Annotated in this window: 11 protein-coding genes and 3 rRNA genes; 7 read left to right on the top strand and 7 right to left on the bottom strand. The window is 66.4% G+C overall.

Annotated features, from left to right (window positions below; all coding sequences use genetic code 11):
- Positions 1 to 27: 27 nt before the first annotated feature.
- Positions 28 to 2,181, bottom strand: a complete 2,154-nt coding sequence (locus OG870_RS18620) for a fructose-specific PTS transporter subunit EIIC (protein WP_266924558.1) — start codon at positions 2,179 to 2,181, stop codon at positions 28 to 30.
- A 469-nt stretch (positions 2,182 to 2,650) separates the two neighbouring features.
- On the opposite strand from OG870_RS18620, the gene ahcY reads away from it, so the two are divergent.
- Together ahcY and OG870_RS18610 are read left to right on the top strand one after the other, a co-directional pair.
- Entirely contained in the window at positions 2,651 to 4,108 is a 1,458-nt protein-coding gene (gene ahcY / locus OG870_RS18615; RefSeq protein WP_327691160.1) for an adenosylhomocysteinase, read from the top strand.
- Between the two features lie 174 nt (positions 4,109 to 4,282).
- Positions 4,283 to 4,897, top strand: coding sequence for a hypothetical protein (locus tag OG870_RS18610; protein ID WP_266515488.1), 615 nt, complete (start codon positions 4,283 to 4,285; stop codon positions 4,895 to 4,897).
- Between the two features lie 66 nt (positions 4,898 to 4,963).
- On the opposite strand, the gene OG870_RS18605 is transcribed toward OG870_RS18610, so the two are convergent.
- On the bottom strand, positions 4,964 to 5,917 hold the full coding sequence (locus OG870_RS18605; protein WP_327691159.1) for an RDD family protein: 954 nt from the start codon (positions 5,915 to 5,917) through the stop codon (positions 4,964 to 4,966).
- A gap of 128 nt (positions 5,918 to 6,045) precedes the next feature.
- Between OG870_RS18605 and OG870_RS18600 the strand changes: the two genes are divergently transcribed.
- The 4 genes from OG870_RS18600 to rrf all read left to right on the top strand — a co-directional run bounded on the left by OG870_RS18600 (position 6,046) and on the right by rrf (position 12,785).
- Positions 6,046 to 7,053 carry a stage II sporulation protein M gene (locus OG870_RS18600; protein WP_266515485.1) on the top strand — a complete coding sequence of 336 codons (1,008 nt, stop codon included), beginning with the start codon at positions 6,046 to 6,048 and terminating at the stop codon, positions 7,051 to 7,053.
- Between the two features lie 561 nt (positions 7,054 to 7,614).
- Positions 7,615 to 9,140, top strand: a 16S ribosomal RNA gene (locus tag OG870_RS18595).
- A 319-nt stretch (positions 9,141 to 9,459) separates the two neighbouring features.
- Positions 9,460 to 12,577, top strand: a 23S ribosomal RNA gene (locus tag OG870_RS18590).
- Between the two features lie 91 nt (positions 12,578 to 12,668).
- A 5S ribosomal RNA gene (gene rrf, locus OG870_RS18585) occupies positions 12,669 to 12,785 on the top strand.
- Together the 16S, 23S and 5S rRNA genes form the textbook arrangement of a ribosomal RNA operon.
- 97 nt (positions 12,786 to 12,882) lie before the next feature.
- Here rrf and OG870_RS18580 read toward each other — a convergent pair.
- Genes OG870_RS18580 through OG870_RS18560 form a run of 5 tightly spaced genes read right to left on the bottom strand, consistent with a single transcriptional unit; the run spans position 12,883 to position 18,538 of the window.
- Complete coding sequence (locus tag OG870_RS18580; protein ID WP_266584067.1) at positions 12,883 to 14,193, bottom strand: DUF58 domain-containing protein; 1,311 nt, start codon at positions 14,191 to 14,193, stop codon at positions 12,883 to 12,885.
- Positions 14,193 to 15,182 carry an AAA family ATPase gene (locus OG870_RS18575; protein WP_266588386.1) on the bottom strand — a complete coding sequence of 330 codons (990 nt, stop codon included), beginning with the start codon at positions 15,180 to 15,182 and terminating at the stop codon, positions 14,193 to 14,195. The genes OG870_RS18580 and OG870_RS18575 overlap by 1 nt, the downstream gene beginning before the upstream one ends.
- Entirely contained in the window at positions 15,182 to 16,378 is a 1,197-nt protein-coding gene (locus OG870_RS18570; RefSeq protein ID WP_266584069.1) for a DUF4350 domain-containing protein, read from the bottom strand. The genes OG870_RS18575 and OG870_RS18570 overlap by 1 nt, the downstream gene beginning before the upstream one ends.
- Entirely contained in the window at positions 16,375 to 17,163 is a 789-nt protein-coding gene (locus OG870_RS18565; protein WP_405624479.1) for a DUF4129 domain-containing protein, read from the bottom strand. Before OG870_RS18565 ends, OG870_RS18570 begins: the two co-directional genes overlap by 4 nt.
- 4 nt (positions 17,164 to 17,167) lie before the next feature.
- The gene (locus tag OG870_RS18560) at positions 17,168 to 18,538 is read right to left on the bottom strand and encodes a hypothetical protein (protein ID WP_266584073.1); all 1,371 of its coding nucleotides are present in this window, start codon (positions 18,536 to 18,538) and stop codon (positions 17,168 to 17,170) included.
- Positions 18,539 to 18,678: 140 nt separating this feature from the next.
- Here OG870_RS18560 and mtnA point away from each other — a divergent pair, with 140 nt between their 5' ends.
- Positions 18,679 to 19,827 (top strand): S-methyl-5-thioribose-1-phosphate isomerase, encoded by a 1,149-nt coding sequence (mtnA, locus tag OG870_RS18555; RefSeq protein ID WP_266515474.1) that lies wholly within the window; start codon positions 18,679 to 18,681, stop codon positions 19,825 to 19,827.
- Positions 19,828 to 19,990 lie beyond the last annotated feature (163 nt).

Here is a 19,990-nt window from a genome sequence, read left to right as displayed (position 1 = left end):
CACGGACCCGCACCAGCTTCTTTCAGCTCACCCGATCTCACCCAGCACATCGAGCACGGCCCGCTCGTCCGCCGCGGCGGTCAGCCGCCCCCGGAACCCGGCGTCCGTCAACTTCCGCGACAGCAACGCCAGAATCCGCAGGTGCTCATCGCCCGCCGCCGCCTCGGGTACGGCGATCATGAACACCAGCCGCGCCTTCGTACCGTCCATCGAGCCCCACTCGACGCCCTCCTCGGACCGGGCGAACCCGACGACCGGCGCGGTCACCGCGTCCGTCCTGGCATGCGGAATCGCGATCTCCTCGCCGAGCCCGGTGCTGCCCTGCTCCTCGCGGCGCAGCGCGGTCCGCACGAGTTCGTCCTCGTCCGTCACCTTGCCGCCGCGCGCCAACAGCACTGCCATCTCCCGGATGGCAGCCTCCTTCTCCTGCGCGTCGAGCCGGATCTTGACGGTCCGCTCGGTGAGATAGCCGGAGAGAACATCGGCACGTTCGGCACCTTCGGCACCGGTACCTGCGTCGGCGTCGGCATCGGCGGAACCAGTCGGCTCCCCCTCAGGAGCGGAGTTCCCCCCACCCGAGCCCGCACCGGCCGACGCGGATCCACGCACGGCTTGCGGCGCAACGACAGCACGCGCGCCCGAACCCGACGAGGCACCCACGCCGGCCGGGACCAACGGTGACGCCGGCTCGACACCGGCCACACCCGCACCGACCACCGGCTCCGCGCGCCGCTTGCGTTCGCTGATGTCGACCAGGGCCACCGTCGTCAGCGCCGTGGCCACCGTGCCGACCACCACCGCCACGAAGAACATCGGGACGCCGCTGACCGCACCCAGCACAGCCACGATCGGTCCGCCGTGCGGCACCGCGTCCTTCACACCCGCGATCCCGGCGACCGCACCGGCCACCGCGCCGCCCAGCATGTTGGCCGGAATGACCAGCGCGGGCCGCGCCGCCGCGAACGGAATCGCGCCTTCGGAGATCCCGAAACACCCCATGAAAAGGGACGCGAGACCCGTCTCCCGCTCCTGCTCGGTGTAGAGCCGCTTGCGCATCAACGTCGCCAGGCCCTGTCCCAGCGGCATGACCGGGATCGCGGCGGCACACATGCCCATGACCGTCTGGTTGCCGGTCGCGATGAGCCCCGCGCCGAACAGGAACGCCGTCTTGTTGACCGGCCCGCCCATGTCGAACGCGATCATGAGCCCCAGAATCGCGCCGAGCAGGATCGCACTCGTGCCCGTCATCCCACTGAGCCAGCTGGTCAGATGCTCGAACACCCACGAGATCGGCTTCCCGATGACGTAGATGAAGAACATCCCGAGCGCCGTCGTCGCCAGGATCGGGATCACGATGATCGGCATGATCGGCTGCACGAACTTCGGGACCTTGACCTTCTTGATCCACAACACCAGATACCCGGCGAGGAATCCGGTCACGATCGCCCCGATGAAGCCCGCGCCCGCCTTGGAGTCGTACAGCGACCCCGTGTTCGCGATCCAGCCACCGATCATGCCCGGCACGAGCGCCGGCCGGTCACCGATGGCATACGCGATGTACCCGGACAGAATCGGCACCATCAGCGTGAAGCCGATCACGCCGATGTTGTTCACGTCCATCCAGAAGGAGTCCTTCGGGATGACCAGACCGCCCGAGGGGTCCGCGTGCCCGCCGAGCGACAGCGAGATCGCGATCAGCAGCCCGCCGACCACCACGAACGGGATCATGTAGCTGACCCCGTTCATCAGCGCCTTGTACCCGACGCTCCGCTCCCTGCCACCACTGGTCGAGGGCGACGCAGCCGCGCCCCCCGGCCGGTGCACGGGTGCCGACCGCACCTGCTCGATCAGCCGCTCGGGATGGTGAATACCCTCCGCCACCCCGACCTTGAGCACCCGCTTGCCCACGAAACGGCTCAGGTCCACATCCTTGTCCGCGGCGACGATGATCCCGTCCGCGGTGCTGACATCGTTGTCATCGAGGACGTTTTCAGCCCCGATGGATCCCTGGGTCTCCACTTTCATGTCGATGCCGCGGCTCGCGGCGGCCTGCGCGAGCTTCTCCGCGGCCATGTACGTGTGTGCGATGCCGGTCGGGCACGCGGTCACGGCGAGCAGCTTCACGCTCCTGCTCTCGCCTTCGCCGCCGCCCGTGGGGGGAGGGCCGGCCGGAATGGTCACGTCGATCTCCTAACGCCTTTGTCGCGCGAAGCGCCGTCCCGGACGCCCCGCCAGATCGATCAGAGAGTTCCGATCTCCAGGCATCCTGCACCACCTCACGCCCACCTCAAAGAGGCAAAAGTTCCTGTCTGCGCCGTTCTGTTGACTCCTGTTCTCCCGTTCGTACGTGTCCTGTTATCGCGCTGCCCGCCCCTCGCCCTCCCCACCCGCCGCTCGCCGTGATCGACGTGATGTGTTCGGATGTGGACTGGGGACGGCCGGGCGGACCGGTGTAGCTTGGGACGGAGCCAGACGTCGCTGCTGATGGCGGTCGGGCGGTCCCACAAGGGACCGACCGAGGGAGAGAGGGCCTCCGACGGACTGCGCTGCGCGCACCGGGCATGCCTGTGTCCTCTTCGGGCACCCCTGTGTCCGCCGCCGCGCAGACCAGCCGTACCCACCTCGCCCCAACCCCGAGGAGCAGCTCGCAATGACGACTGTCGACAACCGACAGGACTTCAAGGTCGCCGACCTCTCCCTGGCCGCCTTCGGCCGCAAGGAGATCACCCTCGCCGAGCACGAGATGCCCGGCCTGATGTCGATCCGCAAGGAGTACGCCGAGGCGCAGCCGCTGGCCGGCGCCCGCGTCACCGGCTCCCTGCACATGACCGTGCAGACCGCCGTCCTCATCGAGACCCTGGTCGCCCTGGGCGCCGAGGTCCGCTGGGCGTCCTGCAACATCTTCTCCACCCAGGACCACGCGGCCGCCGCCATCGCCGTCGGCCCGAACGGCACGCCCGACAACCCGCAGGGCATCCCGGTCTTCGCCTGGAAGGGCGAGACCCTGGAGGAGTACTGGTGGTGCACGGAGCAGGCGCTGACCTGGCCCAACACCCCCACCGGCGGCCCGAACATGATCCTGGACGACGGTGGTGACGCCACCCTCCTCGTCCACAAGGGCGTCGAGTACGAGAAGGACGGCAAGGTCCCGTCCGTCGACACGGCCGAGTCCGACGAGCACCGCGTCGTCCTCGAGCTCCTGCACAGCACCATCTCCGACGGCTCGCAGAGGTGGACCCAACTCGCCTCGGAGATCCGCGGCGTGACCGAGGAAACCACCACCGGCGTCCACCGTCTGTACGAGATGCACCGCGACGGCACCCTCCTGTTCCCGGCGATCAACGTCAACGACGCCGTCACCAAGTCGAAGTTCGACAACAAGTACGGCTGCCGCCACTCCCTGATCGACGGCATCAACCGCGCCACCGACGTCCTCATCGGCGGCAAGACCGCGGTCGTCTGCGGCTACGGCGACGTGGGCAAGGGCTGTGCCGAGTCCCTGCGCGGCCAGGGCGCCCGCGTGATCATCACCGAGATCGACCCGATCTGCGCCCTGCAGGCGGCGATGGACGGTTACCAGGTCACGACCCTCGACGAGGTCGTCGACAAGGCCGACATCTTCGTCACCACGACGGGCAACAAGGACATCATCATGGCCTCGGACATGGCCAAGATGAAGCACCAGGCCATCGTCGGCAACATCGGTCACTTCGACAACGAGATCGACATGGCCGGCCTGGCGCAGATCCCGGGCATCGTCAAGGACGAGGTCAAGCCGCAGGTCCACACCTGGACGTTCCCCGACGGCAGGGTGCTGATCGTCCTGTCCGAGGGCCGCCTGCTCAACCTGGGCAACGCCACCGGCCACCCGTCGTTCGTGATGTCCAACTCGTTCGCGGACCAGACCCTGGCCCAGATCGAGCTGTTCACCAAGCCCGACGAGTACCCGACCGACGTCTACGTGCTGCCCAAGCACCTCGACGAGAAGGTCGCCCGTCTCCACCTGGACTCGCTCGGCGTGAAGCTGACCACGCTCCGCCCCGAGCAGGCCTCGTACATCGGTGTCGACGTCGAGGGCCCGTACAAGTCGGACCACTACCGCTACTGAGCGGCCCGGCGCAGCACATGGTGGGCGCGTCGGTGCGCTGACGCGCCCACCAGCAGCAGTCCCTCCGAGGCAGGCCCCCGCACCCCCGTGCCGGGGGCCTGCCCCTTTGGCTCTGCGGCCGGTCGGCCGGACCCGGCCGTCAACCGGACCAGCCCGTCAAGACCCAGGACCCCCATGCCCCGCGGCCGTTATTCGCTCCACGATCCGCACGATCACACCCCCCTCGCAGAAGAGCACTTCCACTGCGCCCCCGGCCCCTCCGGCTGGCGCTACGTGTCGAAACTGACCACCCCCTCGGGCGATCACCACGGCTCCGTCGACCTCACCCTCGACGAACTCGGCCGCCCCATCCGCCTCGAACTCCACGCCGCCGGCTGGCAGGTCCGGGGCGCCGCTCTCGACGGCGTCACCTGGGTCCGCACGGACCCCACCGGGGCTGATGCCAGTGAGGGCAACGTCCCCGCTCACGCGTTCACCGGTACATCCCCCGCGTTCCTCGTCGCCACCACCCGTCTCCTGCGCCTCACCCCCTCCGCCTCAGCAACCCGCGTACGCCTCGTCGCCTTCACGGACCCCGTCCTCGCCCCGCGCACCGTGGACCAGTCCTGGACCTTGGTGAACAGAGAAACACACGCCACTGACAACGCCCCCCTGACCGTGGACGAATACCAGGTCACAGCCCTGGACACGGGCGAACAGCACGCCGTACACATCGCCGGCGACGTAGTGCTCGGGGCGCCCGGAATCGAGCTGGAAGACCTCGAATCACCGCCGTCCACCTTCAGCTGAGCGAGACGGTCACCGCCTGAGAGACGTGGGCAAACCCGACGCGACGCAGCCGCACCTTCGACGGGGTTACGCGGGCGGCACGAACCCGCTGGACTCGGCTCTCCCGCTCGCCCCGCTGGACGGACGATCGGCAGGCGGCTCCACCTGCGAACCGGTCGGCGCGGCGGCCGCCCGCGCGACCTGAGTCGCAGGAGACGGTTCCGTCACCGGAGAAAATCCCGCAGGACGCCCGGAGGAGCCCGGCAGGACAGCCTGGCCCCCGGGTGATGTGCCGTTCGCGACTGCCCGTCGTACCTCCCGGGCCTGCCGCTCCTGCACCACGGCCGCCAGATACGCCGCCGAAGGAACACCCTGCGGAACCGGCGTCCCCGTACGAGCCGCGAGATCCGAGGCGAGCCGCTCCGCCATGGCCGAGCCGACCTGCGGATCCAGCTGCTGCATCCGCGTCAGGTACTGACGGACCGCGAGCCACAAGCCGTCGGGAACGGCTGACAGATCAACCTCCGAGAACCTCCCGGCCAACCAGAGCGGTGGCGGAGGCACGAAGCCCGTCGAAACGACGGGCATCCTTTCCCGCACGACGAGAGTCCCGGCGAACACATCGCCGAGCCGCCGGCCACGAGCCGACACAAGGGACGCAATGCAGGCGATGACCCCGAACGTCATCACGATCTCCACGAACCCGATCCCGCCCCGAACCAGCGCATGCCGGAACCGGATCGGCCCGCCGTCGTCCCTCACCACCCGCAACCCGCACGCCATCTTTCCAAGAGAGCGCCCATGACTGAGCGTCTCGACCGCGATCGGCCCGCCCACCAGCACCAGCACGAAGCTCGCGATCGACACCGCCGTCTGCGCCGCCTCGTCCAGCGAAGCCGTGGCAGCGACCAGCGCAATGGTCAGCACGACGTACACGACCACCGCCACAGCCAGGTCGAGCAACACCGCGAGCCCCCTGCTGGGCAGCCTCGCGGGGCGCAACTCCAATGCCACCGCCTCGCCCGTCACCAGCTCGCTCACGCCCGTCGTCCTTCCCCTGGCCTGCCCGTTGAACGGCCAGTCTGCCAAGCTGAGGGCGCATCGCGCCCCAGTACGACAAGCTGAACCACGAAGAGCCGCCGACGAACAGCCGAGGAGCAGCCAAACCGATGGACCTCGACGTCTTCGTCACCGCTCACAGAGCGGAATGGGACCGCCTCGACGCCCTCCTCAAACGGCAACGCCGCCTCACCGGTGCCGAGGCCGACGAACTCGTCGCGCTCTACCAGCGCACGGCCACCCACCTCTCCCTGATCCAGTCCAGCGCTCCCGATCCCCAGCTGACCGGACGGCTCAGCCAACTCGTGGCACGCGCGCGCAGTGCGGTGGCCGGCACCCGACGTGCCTCCTGGCGAGACGTCACACGCTTCCTGGCCCACGGGTTTCCTGCCGCGGTCTACAGATCGCGCCGCTGGTGGGTCCCCACCGCGCTCCTGTCCATCGCCGTCGCCGTCCTCCTGGGATGGTGGATAGGTACTCACCCCGAGGTGCAGTCCACCATCGCGGCCCCCAGCGAACTGCGCGAGCTCACTCGTCCCGGCGGCCAGTACGAGACGTACTACTCGAGCCACCCAGCGGCGTCCTTCGCCGCCCAGGTCTGGACGAACAACGCCTGGGCCGCCGCCCAGTGCCTGATCCTGGGCGTCTTTCTCGGCCTGCCCGTCCTGTGGATCCTCTTCCAGAACATGCTCAACCTGGGAGTCGGCTTCGGCCTCATGTCCTCGGCCGGCCGTCTCGACACCTTCCTGGGGCTGGTCCTCCCGCACGGCTTGCTCGAGCTGACCGCCGTCTTCGTAGCCGCCGGCACGGGACTCCGCCTCGGCTGGACCCTCATCGACCCGGGCCCCCGCTCCCGGCGCACGGCTCTCGCCGAGGAGGGGCGAGCCGCCGTGGGCATGGCGATCGGTCTCGCGCTCGTCCTCTTCGTCTCCGGCGCCATCGAAGGCTTCGTCACCCCCTCAAGCCTGCCCACCTGGGCCCGAATAGGCATTGGCGCCGCCGTGGAACTCGCCTTCCTGGCGTACGTCTTCGTCCTGGGCGGCCGAGCGGCCCGGGCCGGGGAGACGGGCGACGTCGAAGCAGCGGAACGCAGCGCCACGGTGCCGATGGCCGCCTGATGTGCGGACACACCTGCTGAGCTGTTAGTCTCTCCTTCGCCCCACAGGAGCCGTTGACACGGACCAAGCGGGGAGGTAGATTCGAACAGTTGCCTGGAACTGGATCTAGTCCGGTCGGCAGCAGTGAGAGTCTGCTTGCTTCTCGAAAACATCGATTTCGAAGAAGCCACTCCCGATCAAATCGGAAATGAGCGGCCGGTCAGTCCGGTTCGAAACTTCTGATAAAGTCGGAACCGCCGGAAAGGGAAACGCGAAAGCGGAAACCTGGAAAGCACCGAGGAAATCGGATCGGGAAACGGTCTGATAGAGTCGGAAACGCAAGACCGAAGGGAAGCGCCCGGAGGAAAGCCCGAGAGGGTGAGTACAAAGGAAGTGTCCGTTCCTTGAGAACTCAACAGCGTGCCAAAAATCAACGCCAGATATGTTGATACCCCGTCTGCCGGAATCATCCGGTGGTCGAGGTTCCTTTGAAGTAAAACACAGCGAGGACGCTGTGAACGGCTGGGCTTATTCCGCCCGGCTGTTCCGCTCTCGTGGTGTCATCCCGATTACGGGACAACATTCACGGAGAGTTTGATCCTGGCTCAGGACGAACGCTGGCGGCGTGCTTAACACATGCAAGTCGAACGATGAAGCCCTTCGGGGTGGATTAGTGGCGAACGGGTGAGTAACACGTGGGCAATCTGCCCTTCACTCTGGGACAAGCCCTGGAAACGGGGTCTAATACCGGATATCACTGCCACTCGCATGGGTGGTGGTTGAAAGCTCCGGCGGTGAAGGATGAGCCCGCGGCCTATCAGCTTGTTGGTGAGGTAATGGCTCACCAAGGCGACGACGGGTAGCCGGCCTGAGAGGGCGACCGGCCACACTGGGACTGAGACACGGCCCAGACTCCTACGGGAGGCAGCAGTGGGGAATATTGCACAATGGGCGCAAGCCTGATGCAGCGACGCCGCGTGAGGGATGACGGCCTTCGGGTTGTAAACCTCTTTCAGCAGGGAAGAAGCGAAAGTGACGGTACCTGCAGAAGAAGCGCCGGCTAACTACGTGCCAGCAGCCGCGGTAATACGTAGGGCGCAAGCGTTGTCCGGAATTATTGGGCGTAAAGAGCTCGTAGGCGGCTTGTCACGTCGGGTGTGAAAGCCCGGGGCTTAACCCCGGGTCTGCATTCGATACGGGCTAGCTAGAGTGTGGTAGGGGAGATCGGAATTCCTGGTGTAGCGGTGAAATGCGCAGATATCAGGAGGAACACCGGTGGCGAAGGCGGATCTCTGGGCCATTACTGACGCTGAGGAGCGAAAGCGTGGGGAGCGAACAGGATTAGATACCCTGGTAGTCCACGCCGTAAACGGTGGGAACTAGGTGTTGGCGACATTCCACGTCGTCGGTGCCGCAGCTAACGCATTAAGTTCCCCGCCTGGGGAGTACGGCCGCAAGGCTAAAACTCAAAGGAATTGACGGGGGCCCGCACAAGCAGCGGAGCATGTGGCTTAATTCGACGCAACGCGAAGAACCTTACCAAGGCTTGACATACGCCGGAAAGCATCAGAGATGGTGCCCCCCTTGTGGTCGGTGTACAGGTGGTGCATGGCTGTCGTCAGCTCGTGTCGTGAGATGTTGGGTTAAGTCCCGCAACGAGCGCAACCCTTGTCCTGTGTTGCCAGCATGCCCTTCGGGGTGATGGGGACTCACAGGAGACCGCCGGGGTCAACTCGGAGGAAGGTGGGGACGACGTCAAGTCATCATGCCCCTTATGTCTTGGGCTGCACACGTGCTACAATGGCCGGTACAATGAGCTGCGATACCGTGAGGTGGAGCGAATCTCAAAAAGCCGGTCTCAGTTCGGATTGGGGTCTGCAACTCGACCCCATGAAGTCGGAGTTGCTAGTAATCGCAGATCAGCATTGCTGCGGTGAATACGTTCCCGGGCCTTGTACACACCGCCCGTCACGTCACGAAAGTCGGTAACACCCGAAGCCGGTGGCCCAACCCCTTGTGGGAGGGAGCTGTCGAAGGTGGGACTGGCGATTGGGACGAAGTCGTAACAAGGTAGCCGTACCGGAAGGTGCGGCTGGATCACCTCCTTTCTAAGGAGCACTTCTTACCGATCCCTCCGGGGTGAGGTCAGAGGCCAGTTCATCGGCGAACGTCCGATGCTGGTTGCTCATGGGTGGAACGTTGATTATTCGGTCCGGTTCACGGGTCGGAGGCTGCCAGTACTGCTCTTCGGAGTGTGGAAAGCATGATCTCCGGGCGGGAGTCGGGTCGGGCACGCTGTTGGGTGTCTGAAGGTACGGCCGAGTGTTGGCTGCCTTCAGTGCCGGCCCCAGTGAACTCGCCGAGTGTGGCGGGGTGATGGGTGGCTGGTCGTTGTTTGAGAACTGCACAGTGGACGCGAGCATCTGTGGCCAAGTTTTTAAGGGCGCACGGTGGATGCCTTGGCACCAGGAACCGATGAAGGACGTGGGAGGCCACGATAGGCCCCGGGGAGTCGTCAACCAGGCTTTGATCCGGGGGTGTCCGAATGGGGAAACCCGGCAGTCGTCATGGGCTGTCACCCTTGCCTGAACACATAGGGCAAGTGGAGGGAACGCGGGGAAGTGAAACATCTCAGTACCCGCAGGAAGAGAAAACAACCGTGATTCCGGGAGTAGTGGCGAGCGAAACCGGATGAGGCCAAACCGTATGCGTGTGAGACCCGGCAGGGGTTGCGTATACGGGGTTGTGGGATCTCTCTTTTACGGTCTGCCGGCCGTGAGACGAGTCAGAAACCGTTGATGTAGGCGAAGGACATGCGAAAGGTCCGGCGTAGAGGGTAAGACCCCCGTAGTCGAAACATCAGCGGCTCGTTTGAGAGACACCCAAGTAGCACGGGGCCCGAGAAATCCCGTGTGAATCTGGCGGGACCACCCGCTAAGCCTAAATATTCCCTGGTGACCGATAGCGGATAGTACCGTGAGGGAATGGTGAAAAGTACCGCGGGAGCGGAGTGAAATAGTACCTGAAACCGTGTGCCTACAAGCCGTGGGAGCGTCGGAATGTGCTTGCACATTCTCGTGACTGCGTGCCTTTTGAAGAATGAGCCTGCGAGTTTGCGGTGTGTTGCGAGGTTAACCCGAGTGGGGAAGCCGTAGCGAAAGCGAGTCCGAATAGGGCGGTATAGTAGCGCGCTCAAGACCCGAAGCGGAGTGATCTAGCCATGGGCAGGTTGAAGCGGAGGTAAGACTTCGTGGAGGACCGAACCCACCAGGGTTGAAAACCTGGGGGATGACCTGTGGTTAGGGGTGAAAGGCCAATCAAACTCCGTGATAGCTGGTTCTCCCCGAAATGCATTTAGGTGCAGCGTCGTGTGTTTCTTGCCGGAGGTAGAGCACTGGATAGGCGATGGGCCCTACCGGGTTACTGACCTTAGCCAAACTCCGAATGCCGGTAAGTGAGAGCGCGGCAGTGAGACTGTGGGGGATAAGCTCCATGGTCGAGAGGGAAACAGCCCAGAGCATCGACTAAGGCCCCTAAGCGTACGCTAAGTGGGAAAGGATGTGGAGTCGCACAGACAACCAGGAGGTTGGCTTAGAAGCAGCCACCCTTGAAAGAGTGCGTAATAGCTCACTGGTCTAGTGATTCCGCGCCGACAATGTAGCGGGGCTCAAGCGTACCGCCGAAGTCGTGTCATTGCAGCAATACTCCCAACGGAGGCTGTGATGGGTAGGGGAGCGTCGTGTGCCGGGTGAAGCCGCGCCGGAAGGCAGTGGTGGACGGTTCACGAGTGAGAATGCAGGCATGAGTAGCGATACACACGTGAGAAACGTGTGCGCCGATTGACTAAGGGTTCCTGGGTCAAGCTGATCTGCCCAGGGTAAGTCGGGACCTAAGGCGAGGCCGACAGGCGTAGTCGATGGATAACCGGTTGATATTCCGGTACCCGCTGTGAAGCGTCAAACATTGAATCAGGCGATGCTAAGTCCGTGAAGCCGTTCCGGACCCTTCGGGGAATGGAAAGTGGTGGAGCCGACGGACCAGACTTGTAGTAGGTGAGTGATGGGGTGACGCAGGAAGGTAGTCCAGCCCGGGCGGTGGTTGTCCCGGGGTAAGGGTGTAGCCCGTCATCCAGGTAAATCCGGATGGCATGTGGGTGAGACCTGATGCCGAGCCGATTGTGGTGAAGTGGATGATCCTATGCTGTCGAGAAAAGCCTCTAGCGAGTTTCATGGCGGCCCGTACCCTAAACCGACTCAGGTGGTCAGGTAGAGAATACCGAGGCGTTCGGGTGAACTATGGTTAAGGAACTCGGCAAAATGCCCCCGTAACTTCGGGAGAAGGGGGGCCATCACCGGTGATTGGATTTTCTCCATGAGCTGGGGGTGGCCGCAGAGACCAGCGAGAAGCGACTGTTTACTAAAAACACAGGTCCGTGCGAAGCCGTAAGGCGATGTATACGGACTGACGCCTGCCCGGTGCTGGAACGTTAAGGGGACCGGTTAGTGCGCTTTCGGGCGTGCGAAGCTGAGAACTTAAGCGCCAGTAAACGGCGGTGGTAACTATAACCATCCTAAGGTAGCGAAATTCCTTGTCGGGTAAGTTCCGACCTGCACGAATGGCGTAACGACTTCTCGACTGTCTCAACCATAGGCCCGGTGAAATTGCACTACGAGTAAAGATGCTCGTTTCGCGCAGCAGGACGGAAAGACCCCGGGACCTTTACTACAGTTTGATATTGGTGTTCGGTTCGGCTTGTGTAGGATAGCTGGGAGACTGTGAACTCTGGACGCCAGTTCAGGGGGAGTCGTCGTTGAAATACCAGTCTGGTCGTGCTGGATGTCTAACCTGGGTCCGTGATCCGGATCAGGGACAGTGTCTGATGGGTAGTTTAACTGGGGCGGTTGCCTCCTAAAGAGTAACGGAGGCGCCCAAAGGTTCCCTCAGCCTGGTTGGCAATCAGGTGTTGAGTGTAAGTGCACAAGGGAGCTTGACTGTGAGACCGACGGGTCGAGCAGGGACGAAAGTCGGGACTAGTGATCCGGCGGTGGCTTGTGGAAGCGCCGTCGCTCAACGGATAAAAGGTACCCCGGGGATAACAGGCTGATCTTCCCCAAGAGTCCATATCGACGGGATGGTTTGGCACCTCGATGTCGGCTCGTCGCATCCTGGGGCTGGAGTCGGTCCCAAGGGTTGGGCTGTTCGCCCATTAAAGCGGTACGCGAGCTGGGTTTAGAACGTCGTGAGACAGTTCGGTCCCTATCCGCTGCGCGCGCAGGAATATTGAGAAGGGCTGTCCCTAGTACGAGAGGACCGGGACGGACGAACCTCTGGTGTGCCAGTTGTTCTGCCAAGGGCATGGCTGGTTGGCTACGTTCGGGAGGGATAACCGCTGAAAGCATCTAAGCGGGAAGCCTGCTTCGAGATGAGTATTCCCACCCACTTGATGGGGTAAGGCTCCCAGTAGACGACTGGGTTGATAGGCCGGATCTGGAAGCCCAGTAATGGGTGGAGGTGACCGGTACTAATAGGCCGAGGGCTTGTCCTCAGTTGCTCGCGTCCACTGTGTTGGTTCTGAAACCACGAACAGCCCCGTTGTCGGGCCACGACAACGGTGCGGCTGAACAGTTTCATAGTGTTTCGGTGGTTATAGCGTGAGGGAAACGCCCGGTTACATTCCGAACCCGGAAGCTAAGCCTTACAGCGCCGATGGTACTGCAGGGGGGACCCTGTGGGAGAGTAGGACGCCGCCGAACAATCTTTGAGAAAACCCCCGGCCGGGGATACCGGTCCGGGGGTTTTCTGCGTTTCAGGGCTTATGCTTCGGGGCTCTTTAGAAGAGAGCCCCTTCGTTTACAGACGTCCTGCTGTCTTCAGTGCCAGATATGCATCTGCCAGCGCCGGCGCCAGTTCCTCAGGGGTCTTGTCGACCACCGTGACGCCGTGACGGCGGAGTTGTTCCGCGGTGCGGTGACGCTCGCTCTGCGCTTGGGCGGCAGCGGCAGCTTCGAAAACGGCCTCGGTATTTCCACGGGCCGTCGTCATGCGGGCGATATAGGGGTCTGCCACCGATGCCACCAGAACGGTGTGGCGCTGGGTGAGTTGGGAGAGGACGGGGAGCAGGCCTTCCTCCACTGGTGCGGTGTCGAGGCTCGTCAGCAGCACGATGAGGGAGCGGCGGGGAGCCGTGCGGAGTGCGCTTGCCGTCAGGCCTCGGGCGTCCAGTTCGACCAGTTCGGGTTCGAGGGTTGCCATCGCGTTGACCAGGGACGGGAGGACATCGCGGGCCGTACGCCCCTGGACGAGTGCGCGTACCCGGCGGTCGTATGCCATCAGGTCCACCCGGTCGCCTGCGCGGGACGCGAGTGCTGCCAGGAGGAGGGCCGCGTCCATGGAGGCGTCGAGGCGTGGGGCGTCGCCCACGCGGCCCGCAGAGGTGCGGCCGGTGTCCAGGACGAGCAGGATGTGACGATCGCGCTCGGGGCGCCATGTGCGTACGGCGACAGAGGACTGGCGGGCCGTTGCGCGCCAGTCGATGGACCGGGTGTCGTCGCCGGGGACGTACTCGCGCAGGCTGTCGAATTCTGTTCCTTCGCCGCGGGTGAGAACGCTGGTGCGGCCGTCGAGCTCGCGCAGACGGGCGAGTTTCGAAGGCAGGTGCTTTCGGCTGGTGAAGGGTGGCAGAACGCGTACCGTCCAGGGGGCCTTGTGGGTGCCTTGGCGGGAGAGCAGGCCGAGGGGGCCGTACGAGCGGATGGTGATGCGGTCGGCCTGGCGGTCGCCGCGGCGGGTGGGGCGTAGGCGGGTGGTGACGCGTCGGCGTTCGCCGGCGGGAACCGTGAGGCTGTGGCGGGAGGCTGCCACCTCGGTTCCGGGCTGCCAGCTGCTGGGGGGCCAGGCATCGCGCAGGCGCGCCCGAAGCGGGCGGCTGGACGGATTGGTGACGGTGAGGGTCACGTCTGCGGCCTCGCCCAGGCGTACGGACGTGTCGCCGGAGCGGGTCAGGCCGAGGCGTCGTACAGGTGCTGCGAGGGCGAAGTCGCAGGCGCAGGCCACGGCCAGGGGGGCGTTCACCGCGAGGATGCCCGTCAAACTGGGGTCCCAGATTCCGACGGGGAGGGAGCCGAGGGCCGCGAGGAGCGCGGCGCGTCCGGTGAGGGCCATCAGCGGGGGACGGGGACGTGGGCGAGGATCGCGTTGATTACGGAGTCGGCCGTGACCCCTTCCATCTCTGCCTCGGGGCGGAGTTGTACGCGGTGGCGGAGGGTGGGGAGGGCCAGGGCTTTGACGTCGTCGGGGATGACGTAGTCGCGGCCCGTGAGCCAGGCCCACGCGCGCGAGGTGGCCAGGAGGGCCGTGGCGCCGCGTGGGGAGACGCCCAGAGTGAGTGACGGGGACTCGCGGGTGGCTCGGCAGATGTCCACCACGTAGGCGGTGATCTCCGGGGAGATCGTCGTTTTGGCGATGGCTGCGCGGGCGGCCTCAAGATCGGCGGGACCGGCCACCGGGCGTACGCCGGCGGCGCGCAGGTCGCGCGGGTTGAATCCCTCGGCGTGGCGGGTGAGGACGTCGATCTCGTCCTGGCGGGAGGGCAGAGGGATCGTCAGTTTGAGGAGGAAACGGTCCAGTTGGGCTTCGGGGAGGGGGTACGTGCCCTCGTACTCGACCGGGTTCTGCGTCGCGGCCACCAGGAACGGGTCGGGCAGCGGGCGCGGGGTGCCGTCGACCGTGACCTGGCGTTCCTCCATGGCCTCCAGGAGGGACGACTGGGTCTTCGGGGGTGTGCGGTTGATCTCGTCGGCCAGGAGGAGGTTGGTGAAGACCGGGCCGGGCTGGAACGAGAACTCGGCGGTACGGGTGTCGTAGATCAGGGAGCCCGTGATGTCACTCGGCATCAGGTCCGGGGTGAACTGCACGCGCTTCGTGTCGAGTTCGAGTGCGGACGCGAGGGCGCGGACGAGCAACGTTTTGGCGACCCCGGGGACTCCTTCTAGTAGTACGTGTCCACGACAGAGGAGGGCGACGACGAGGCCGGTCACGGCGGGGTCCTGGCCGACCACGGCTTTGGCGATCTCGGCGCGCAGGGCTTCAAGGGAGGCCCGGGCCCTGCCCGGGTCCCCGGTGTACCCGGCGTTGTCAGTGGTCGGGTCCATCATGGACGGCGTACCTCTCTTTCGAGGGCGTCGAGTTGGTCGGCGAGGGAGATAAGGGCCGCGTCGTCGCTGGGCGGCGGGCCGAAGAGGAGAGAGTCCAGGGCCTGCCCGGAGCCGTGGAGATGGGCGGACAGAGCGGGGAGCAGGGCCTCGGGCGCGTGCGCCTGAACGACGGAGACGCCGACGAGGGGGGCGAGGCGGATGCGGGTGGAGGAACGAAGAGCGGCGGCTGCGCGATCGCGGGCGTTCGCTTTGCGGTAGAGACGGGCGCGGCCTTCGACGGTTTCGGAGGCGCGGATCGCCACGGGGAGTCTTTCGGGTACGAGGGGGCCCAGTCGGCGTGCCCGCCAGAGGGCGGCGAGGGCTGCCGCGACGAAGAGTTGCAGCGTGCCCCAGAGCCAGCCGGAGGGGAGCAGGTCGAAGAAGCCCTTTTCGTCGCCTGTGCCGGCGGCCGAGTTGTCGGAGAGCGAGGGGAGGTACCAGACCAGATGAGGGCGGGAGCCGAGGAGTTGAAGGGCGAGCGAGGCGTTGCCCTGCTTGTCGAGGTGGTCGTTGAAGAGGATGTCGGGTGCGCCGAGGACGACCGTGTCGCCGCCCCCGGACGTCTCCGGGATGCGCACGAGCGTGGCGAGGCGCTTGCTGGGGTAGCACTCGTCGGCGCCGAGGTGTGTGGTCGTGTAGCGGATGCCGCCCGTGTCCGCCGTGCCCGCGCGGCGGGCGGCGGGCAGTTGGCAGTCGGGGGAGAGCGTCGAGTCGAAGCTGGTGGCGGGGTCCGCGGTGACACCGGGGGCGAGCTTTTCCACGGACCAGCTGCCGGGGGCGACCAGGACGGTGCGTCCGCCGGAGCCTGCGATCGCGGAGTGCAGCCGCGACTGTTGACGGTGCGTCAACAGGTCGGGGACGGCGACCAGGAGCGTGGTGTCCGGAGCTGTTGCGGCGCGAGCTTCGTCCAGGGTGGTGACCGTGCGCGTGGTCACGCCGTGGTCCGTGAGGAGTTCTGCGACGGCGCGGCTGCCGTAGGAGTCGGCGGAGCGCGGGTCGAGTTCGCCGTGCCGGGCGTCGGAGCGGATCACGGCGATCACGACGGCTGCTGCCAGGAGGAGGACGACGGAGAGGGCGATGCCTCGCGCGCGGGTCCACACCTGGCGTGCGGTGGGCGAGACCGAGGTGGTCGGGAGCGTGGCCTCGGTGGTCATCCGGCGGCTCCCTGGCGGGCGTTGTGGGCCGTGCTGGGGCTGCTGTTCGCGAGCTGGGGCTTGGTGCGATCGAGGTCGCGGTCGAGTTCCGCCATGCGGTGGTACGACTGCTCGCTCGCCCTTCGGCCGCCGTACGTCACGTCGTCGAAGTCCCGGGCGGCGGCGCGCAGCCGGTCCGTGTGGGAGGGCAGTGTGCGGCCCGCTGCTGCGGCTGCCTCGTCCGCGGTGCGGCCGGGGCGTACGTCCAGGAGCGCCCGCTCTTCGAGGGAGCGGACGATGGCGCGCATGCGTTCCTGGACGGCCTGGTTCCAGTGGCCTTGGGCGGCGTGTGCCTCGGCTGCCGCGCGGTGTTCGGCGGCGCTGCGGGGGCGGTCGTCGAACAGAGCGGCCGACGAGGTCGGTTCGCGGCGTGGCGTGCCCAGGCGCCACCACAGTGCGCCCAGCACCGCGAGGACGGCGACGATGACGACGACGAGGCCCAGCGTGCCTCCTGGTGTCGCGGCCGCAGCCGAGCCGAACAGCTTGTCGACCCACCCCCAGAAGGCGTTCAGGGCGCGCTCGAACAAGCTGGGGTCGTTCTCGTGGTACATGCGCTTGGACAGCTCACGACGGGCCGCCTCGCGCGCGGGATCCCGCGGAATCGTCACCGGCGGTTCGTCTCCGGTGCGTATCGACGACAGGACGGAATTGTCGCCGACACGCAGCAGCGTCCGTATGGCCGCTTCGGCGGCGGCGCGTGGCAAAGCCGTCGGCACCGCTGTGAGAACTCCCCCCGTCACGCTCACTGCATCAGCCTCCCGCGCCGGCTTCGGCGCCGTAGCCCTGGACGCCTGCGGCGCGGGCCAGTTCGAGGTCGAGGGCCTCACGGCGGATGCGCAGGTCGATGTAGAGGAGCACAGTGACGCCGGCACTGATCGGGAACGTGATCATGGAGCCGATCACCGAGCCCAGCCCGCTGATGACGAGGAACGTCCAGCTGAGGTCGCCGCCGCTGTTGTTGAGGAGACTGGCGATGCCGTCGCCGCTGAACAGCGCGGCCAGGAAGGTGAAGGGGATGACGACGATCGCCGAGATGATGCTCGAGATGATCCCGGCGAGCAACTGGATGCCGAAGACACGCCACCAGGAGCCGCGGACGAGCTTCGCGGACCGGCCCATCGACTTCAAGACGCCCTGCTTCTCCAGCATCAGAGCCGGCGAGGCCAGGGAGAAGCGGATCATCAACCAGAGTGCGACGATTCCGGCGCCGATGCCGCCGAGGACGGCGAGCGCGACACCCCCGTCGGCGTTCCCGAAGACGGCCACGAGGATGCCGGGAAGCGTGCCTGCGAGGACGATTCCCGCGGCGATGACAGGCAGCAGCACGATCAAACCGAGGAGCTTGACGACCTGAGGGCGGGCGTCGCGCCAGGCCTCGCCGGTGCTCACGGACCGGCCGAGGACGGCACGGCTGGTGACGGTGGTGAGCAGGGCGGTCGCGGCGACTGTCGCGATCAGGGAGATCAGGAAGACGGCGCTGGAGCTGAGCATGACCTCGCCCAGGGCGCGGGTCAGTTCGCCTGCGGTGGCGCTCGGGTCGTCGAGGGCCGCGGTGCTGGTGTCGTTCAGCACGAGGCCCTGAAGCAGGATGACGAGGATCTCCGTAACCACGGCGACGGTCAGGGAGATGCCCAGGACGGTCCGCCAGTAGGTGCGCATGGTGGAGACCGCGCCGTCGAGGATCTCGCCGACGCCGAGAGGGCGGAGCGGGATGACGCCCGGCTTGGCGGCGGGCGGAGGACCGCCCCAACCGCCTCCCCATGCGGGGTACCCGGGAGTGCCGTAGGGCGGGTAACCACCGGGACCGGGAGCGCCGTGGCCACCGGGACCGGGGGGAGGCTGCGGGCCCCAGCCGGGGCCGGGTGGCGGTGGTGGCGGAGCAGGCCGGGCGGGGCCCGCGGGGCCGGTGGGCGCGGACCACTGGGCGGGCGGCGGCTGTTCCTTCGACCACTGCGAGCCGGTGCTCTGCGCGCCAGGGCTGTCCTGCGGGTCGGGACCGGGCTGGTCCGCGCGCTCCGCGGGGCCGGGACGGTCGGTGGGCTCGGCAGGGCCGGACGCGCCGGGCTCCTGTCCATCGGAGGGGGCAGATCCGGGCGAGGCCCAGCCCGGAGTGTCTTTCATCGTCGCTCCTTCACGGTGCCCGTCCGCGGTCGCGGCGGCAGGTTGGCAGCCATCGTGCCATGGGGTGGTCATCCAGGGGCCGGCCGCGGTATGGGCTGCACACCTTCAATTGTCCGCCGGATAAGGGGCAGACTGACGGCATGGCTGATCAGTACGCGCAATCCGGTGAAGACAGCAGGCCGACCGAGACACCGGCGATCCGTTGGGAGGAGCCACCCGAAGGCCCGGTACTGGTCCTTCTCGACCAGACGAGGTTGCCGGCCGAGGAGGTCGAGCTGGTCTGCACGGACGCACCCGCGCTGGTGGAGGCGATCCGTTCGCTGTCCGTGCGCGGGGCACCTCTGCTCGGCATCGCGGGAGCGTACGGTGTCGCGCTCGCCGCCGTGCGTGGCTTCGACGTGGACGATGCTGCGGCCGCGCTGGCGGGCGCCCGGCCCACCGCGGTGAACCTCGCTGTCGGTGTGCGCAGGGCTCAGTCCGCCCACCGGGCCGAGTTCGCCAAGAGCGGTGACGCCGGGCGGGCCGCGGCGGCGGCGCTTGCCGCGGCGCGGCGGCTGCACGAGGAGGACGCCGAGGCCAGCGCTCGGATGGCCGAGCGTGGGCTGGCGCTGCTGGACGAGCTGCTCCCCGGCGGCGGCCACCGGATCCTCACCCACTGCAACACCGGGGCGCTGGTGTCGGGCGGGGAAGGGACGGCGTTCGCGGTGGCGCTCGCGGCGCACCGGGCGGGGAGGCTGCGGCGGCTGTGGGTGGACGAGACCCGTCCGCTGCTGCAAGGAGCTCGACTGACGGCCTACGAGGCGGCGCGCCGTGGCATGGCGTACACCCTGCTCACGGACAACGCGGCGGGCTCGCTCTTCGCGGCCGGCGAGGTGGACGCGGTGCTGATCGGGGCGGACCGTATCGCGGCCGACGGATCGGTGGCGAACAAGGTGGGGAGCTATCCGCTCGCGGTGCTCGCGAAGTACCACCATGTGCCGTTCATCGTGGTGGCGCCGGTGACGACGGTGGATCCGGACACTCCGGACGGTGCTGCCATCGAGGTCGAGCAGCGCCCCGGCCATGAGGTGACCGAGGTCACAGCTCCTCAGGTGCCGGTGACGGGAGCGGGGGCAGGAGGTGGGATTCCGGTGGCGCCGCTGGGGACTCAGGCGTACAACCCGGCGTTCGACGTCACGCCGCCCGAGTTGGTGACCGCGATCGTCACGGAAGAGGGCGTCGTTTCGCCCGTGACGGCTGAGGCGCTCGCTGAGCTGTGTGCCAGGTCGCGCCAGGTCAAGATCAGCTGATCAGCACAAGGGTGCGCGGAGCCGTAGCGCGGAGAACTTATAACTAGGTCGGTGCGGTGGATGATGGTGACGTCATCCAGGACCGTTCTGCGCACTGCGGTTCCTGCCGACCTGAACAGATCAACGACCTGTGCACGGCCTTCCACGTCCGGCGCGGATGGAA

Source organism: Streptomyces sp. NBC_00461 (assembly GCF_036013935.1).
GTDB lineage: Bacteria > Actinomycetota > Actinomycetes > Streptomycetales > Streptomycetaceae > Streptomyces.
This window is presented reverse-complemented; position numbering and strand designations above follow the sequence as displayed.

Coding starts and splice junctions, on each gene's coding strand:
- ahcY (WP_327691160.1), top strand. CDS start 2,651: ATGACGACTGTCGACAACCGACAGGACTTCAAGGTCGCCGACCTCTCC.
- OG870_RS18610 (WP_266515488.1), top strand. CDS start 4,283: ATGCCCCGCGGCCGTTATTCGCTCCACGATCCGCACGATCACACCCCC.
- OG870_RS18600 (WP_266515485.1), top strand. CDS start 6,046: ATGGACCTCGACGTCTTCGTCACCGCTCACAGAGCGGAATGGGACCGC.
- OG870_RS18580 (WP_266584067.1), bottom strand. CDS start 14,193: ATGGCCCTCACCGGACGCGCCGCGCTCCTCGCGGCCCTCGGCTCCCTC.
- OG870_RS18575 (WP_266588386.1), bottom strand. CDS start 15,182: ATGGACCCGACCACTGACAACGCCGGGTACACCGGGGACCCGGGCAGG.
- OG870_RS18570 (WP_266584069.1), bottom strand. CDS start 16,378: ATGACCACCGAGGCCACGCTCCCGACCACCTCGGTCTCGCCCACCGCA.
- OG870_RS18560 (WP_266584073.1), bottom strand. CDS start 18,538: ATGAAAGACACTCCGGGCTGGGCCTCGCCCGGATCTGCCCCCTCCGAT.
- mtnA (WP_266515474.1), top strand. CDS start 18,679: ATGGCTGATCAGTACGCGCAATCCGGTGAAGACAGCAGGCCGACCGAG.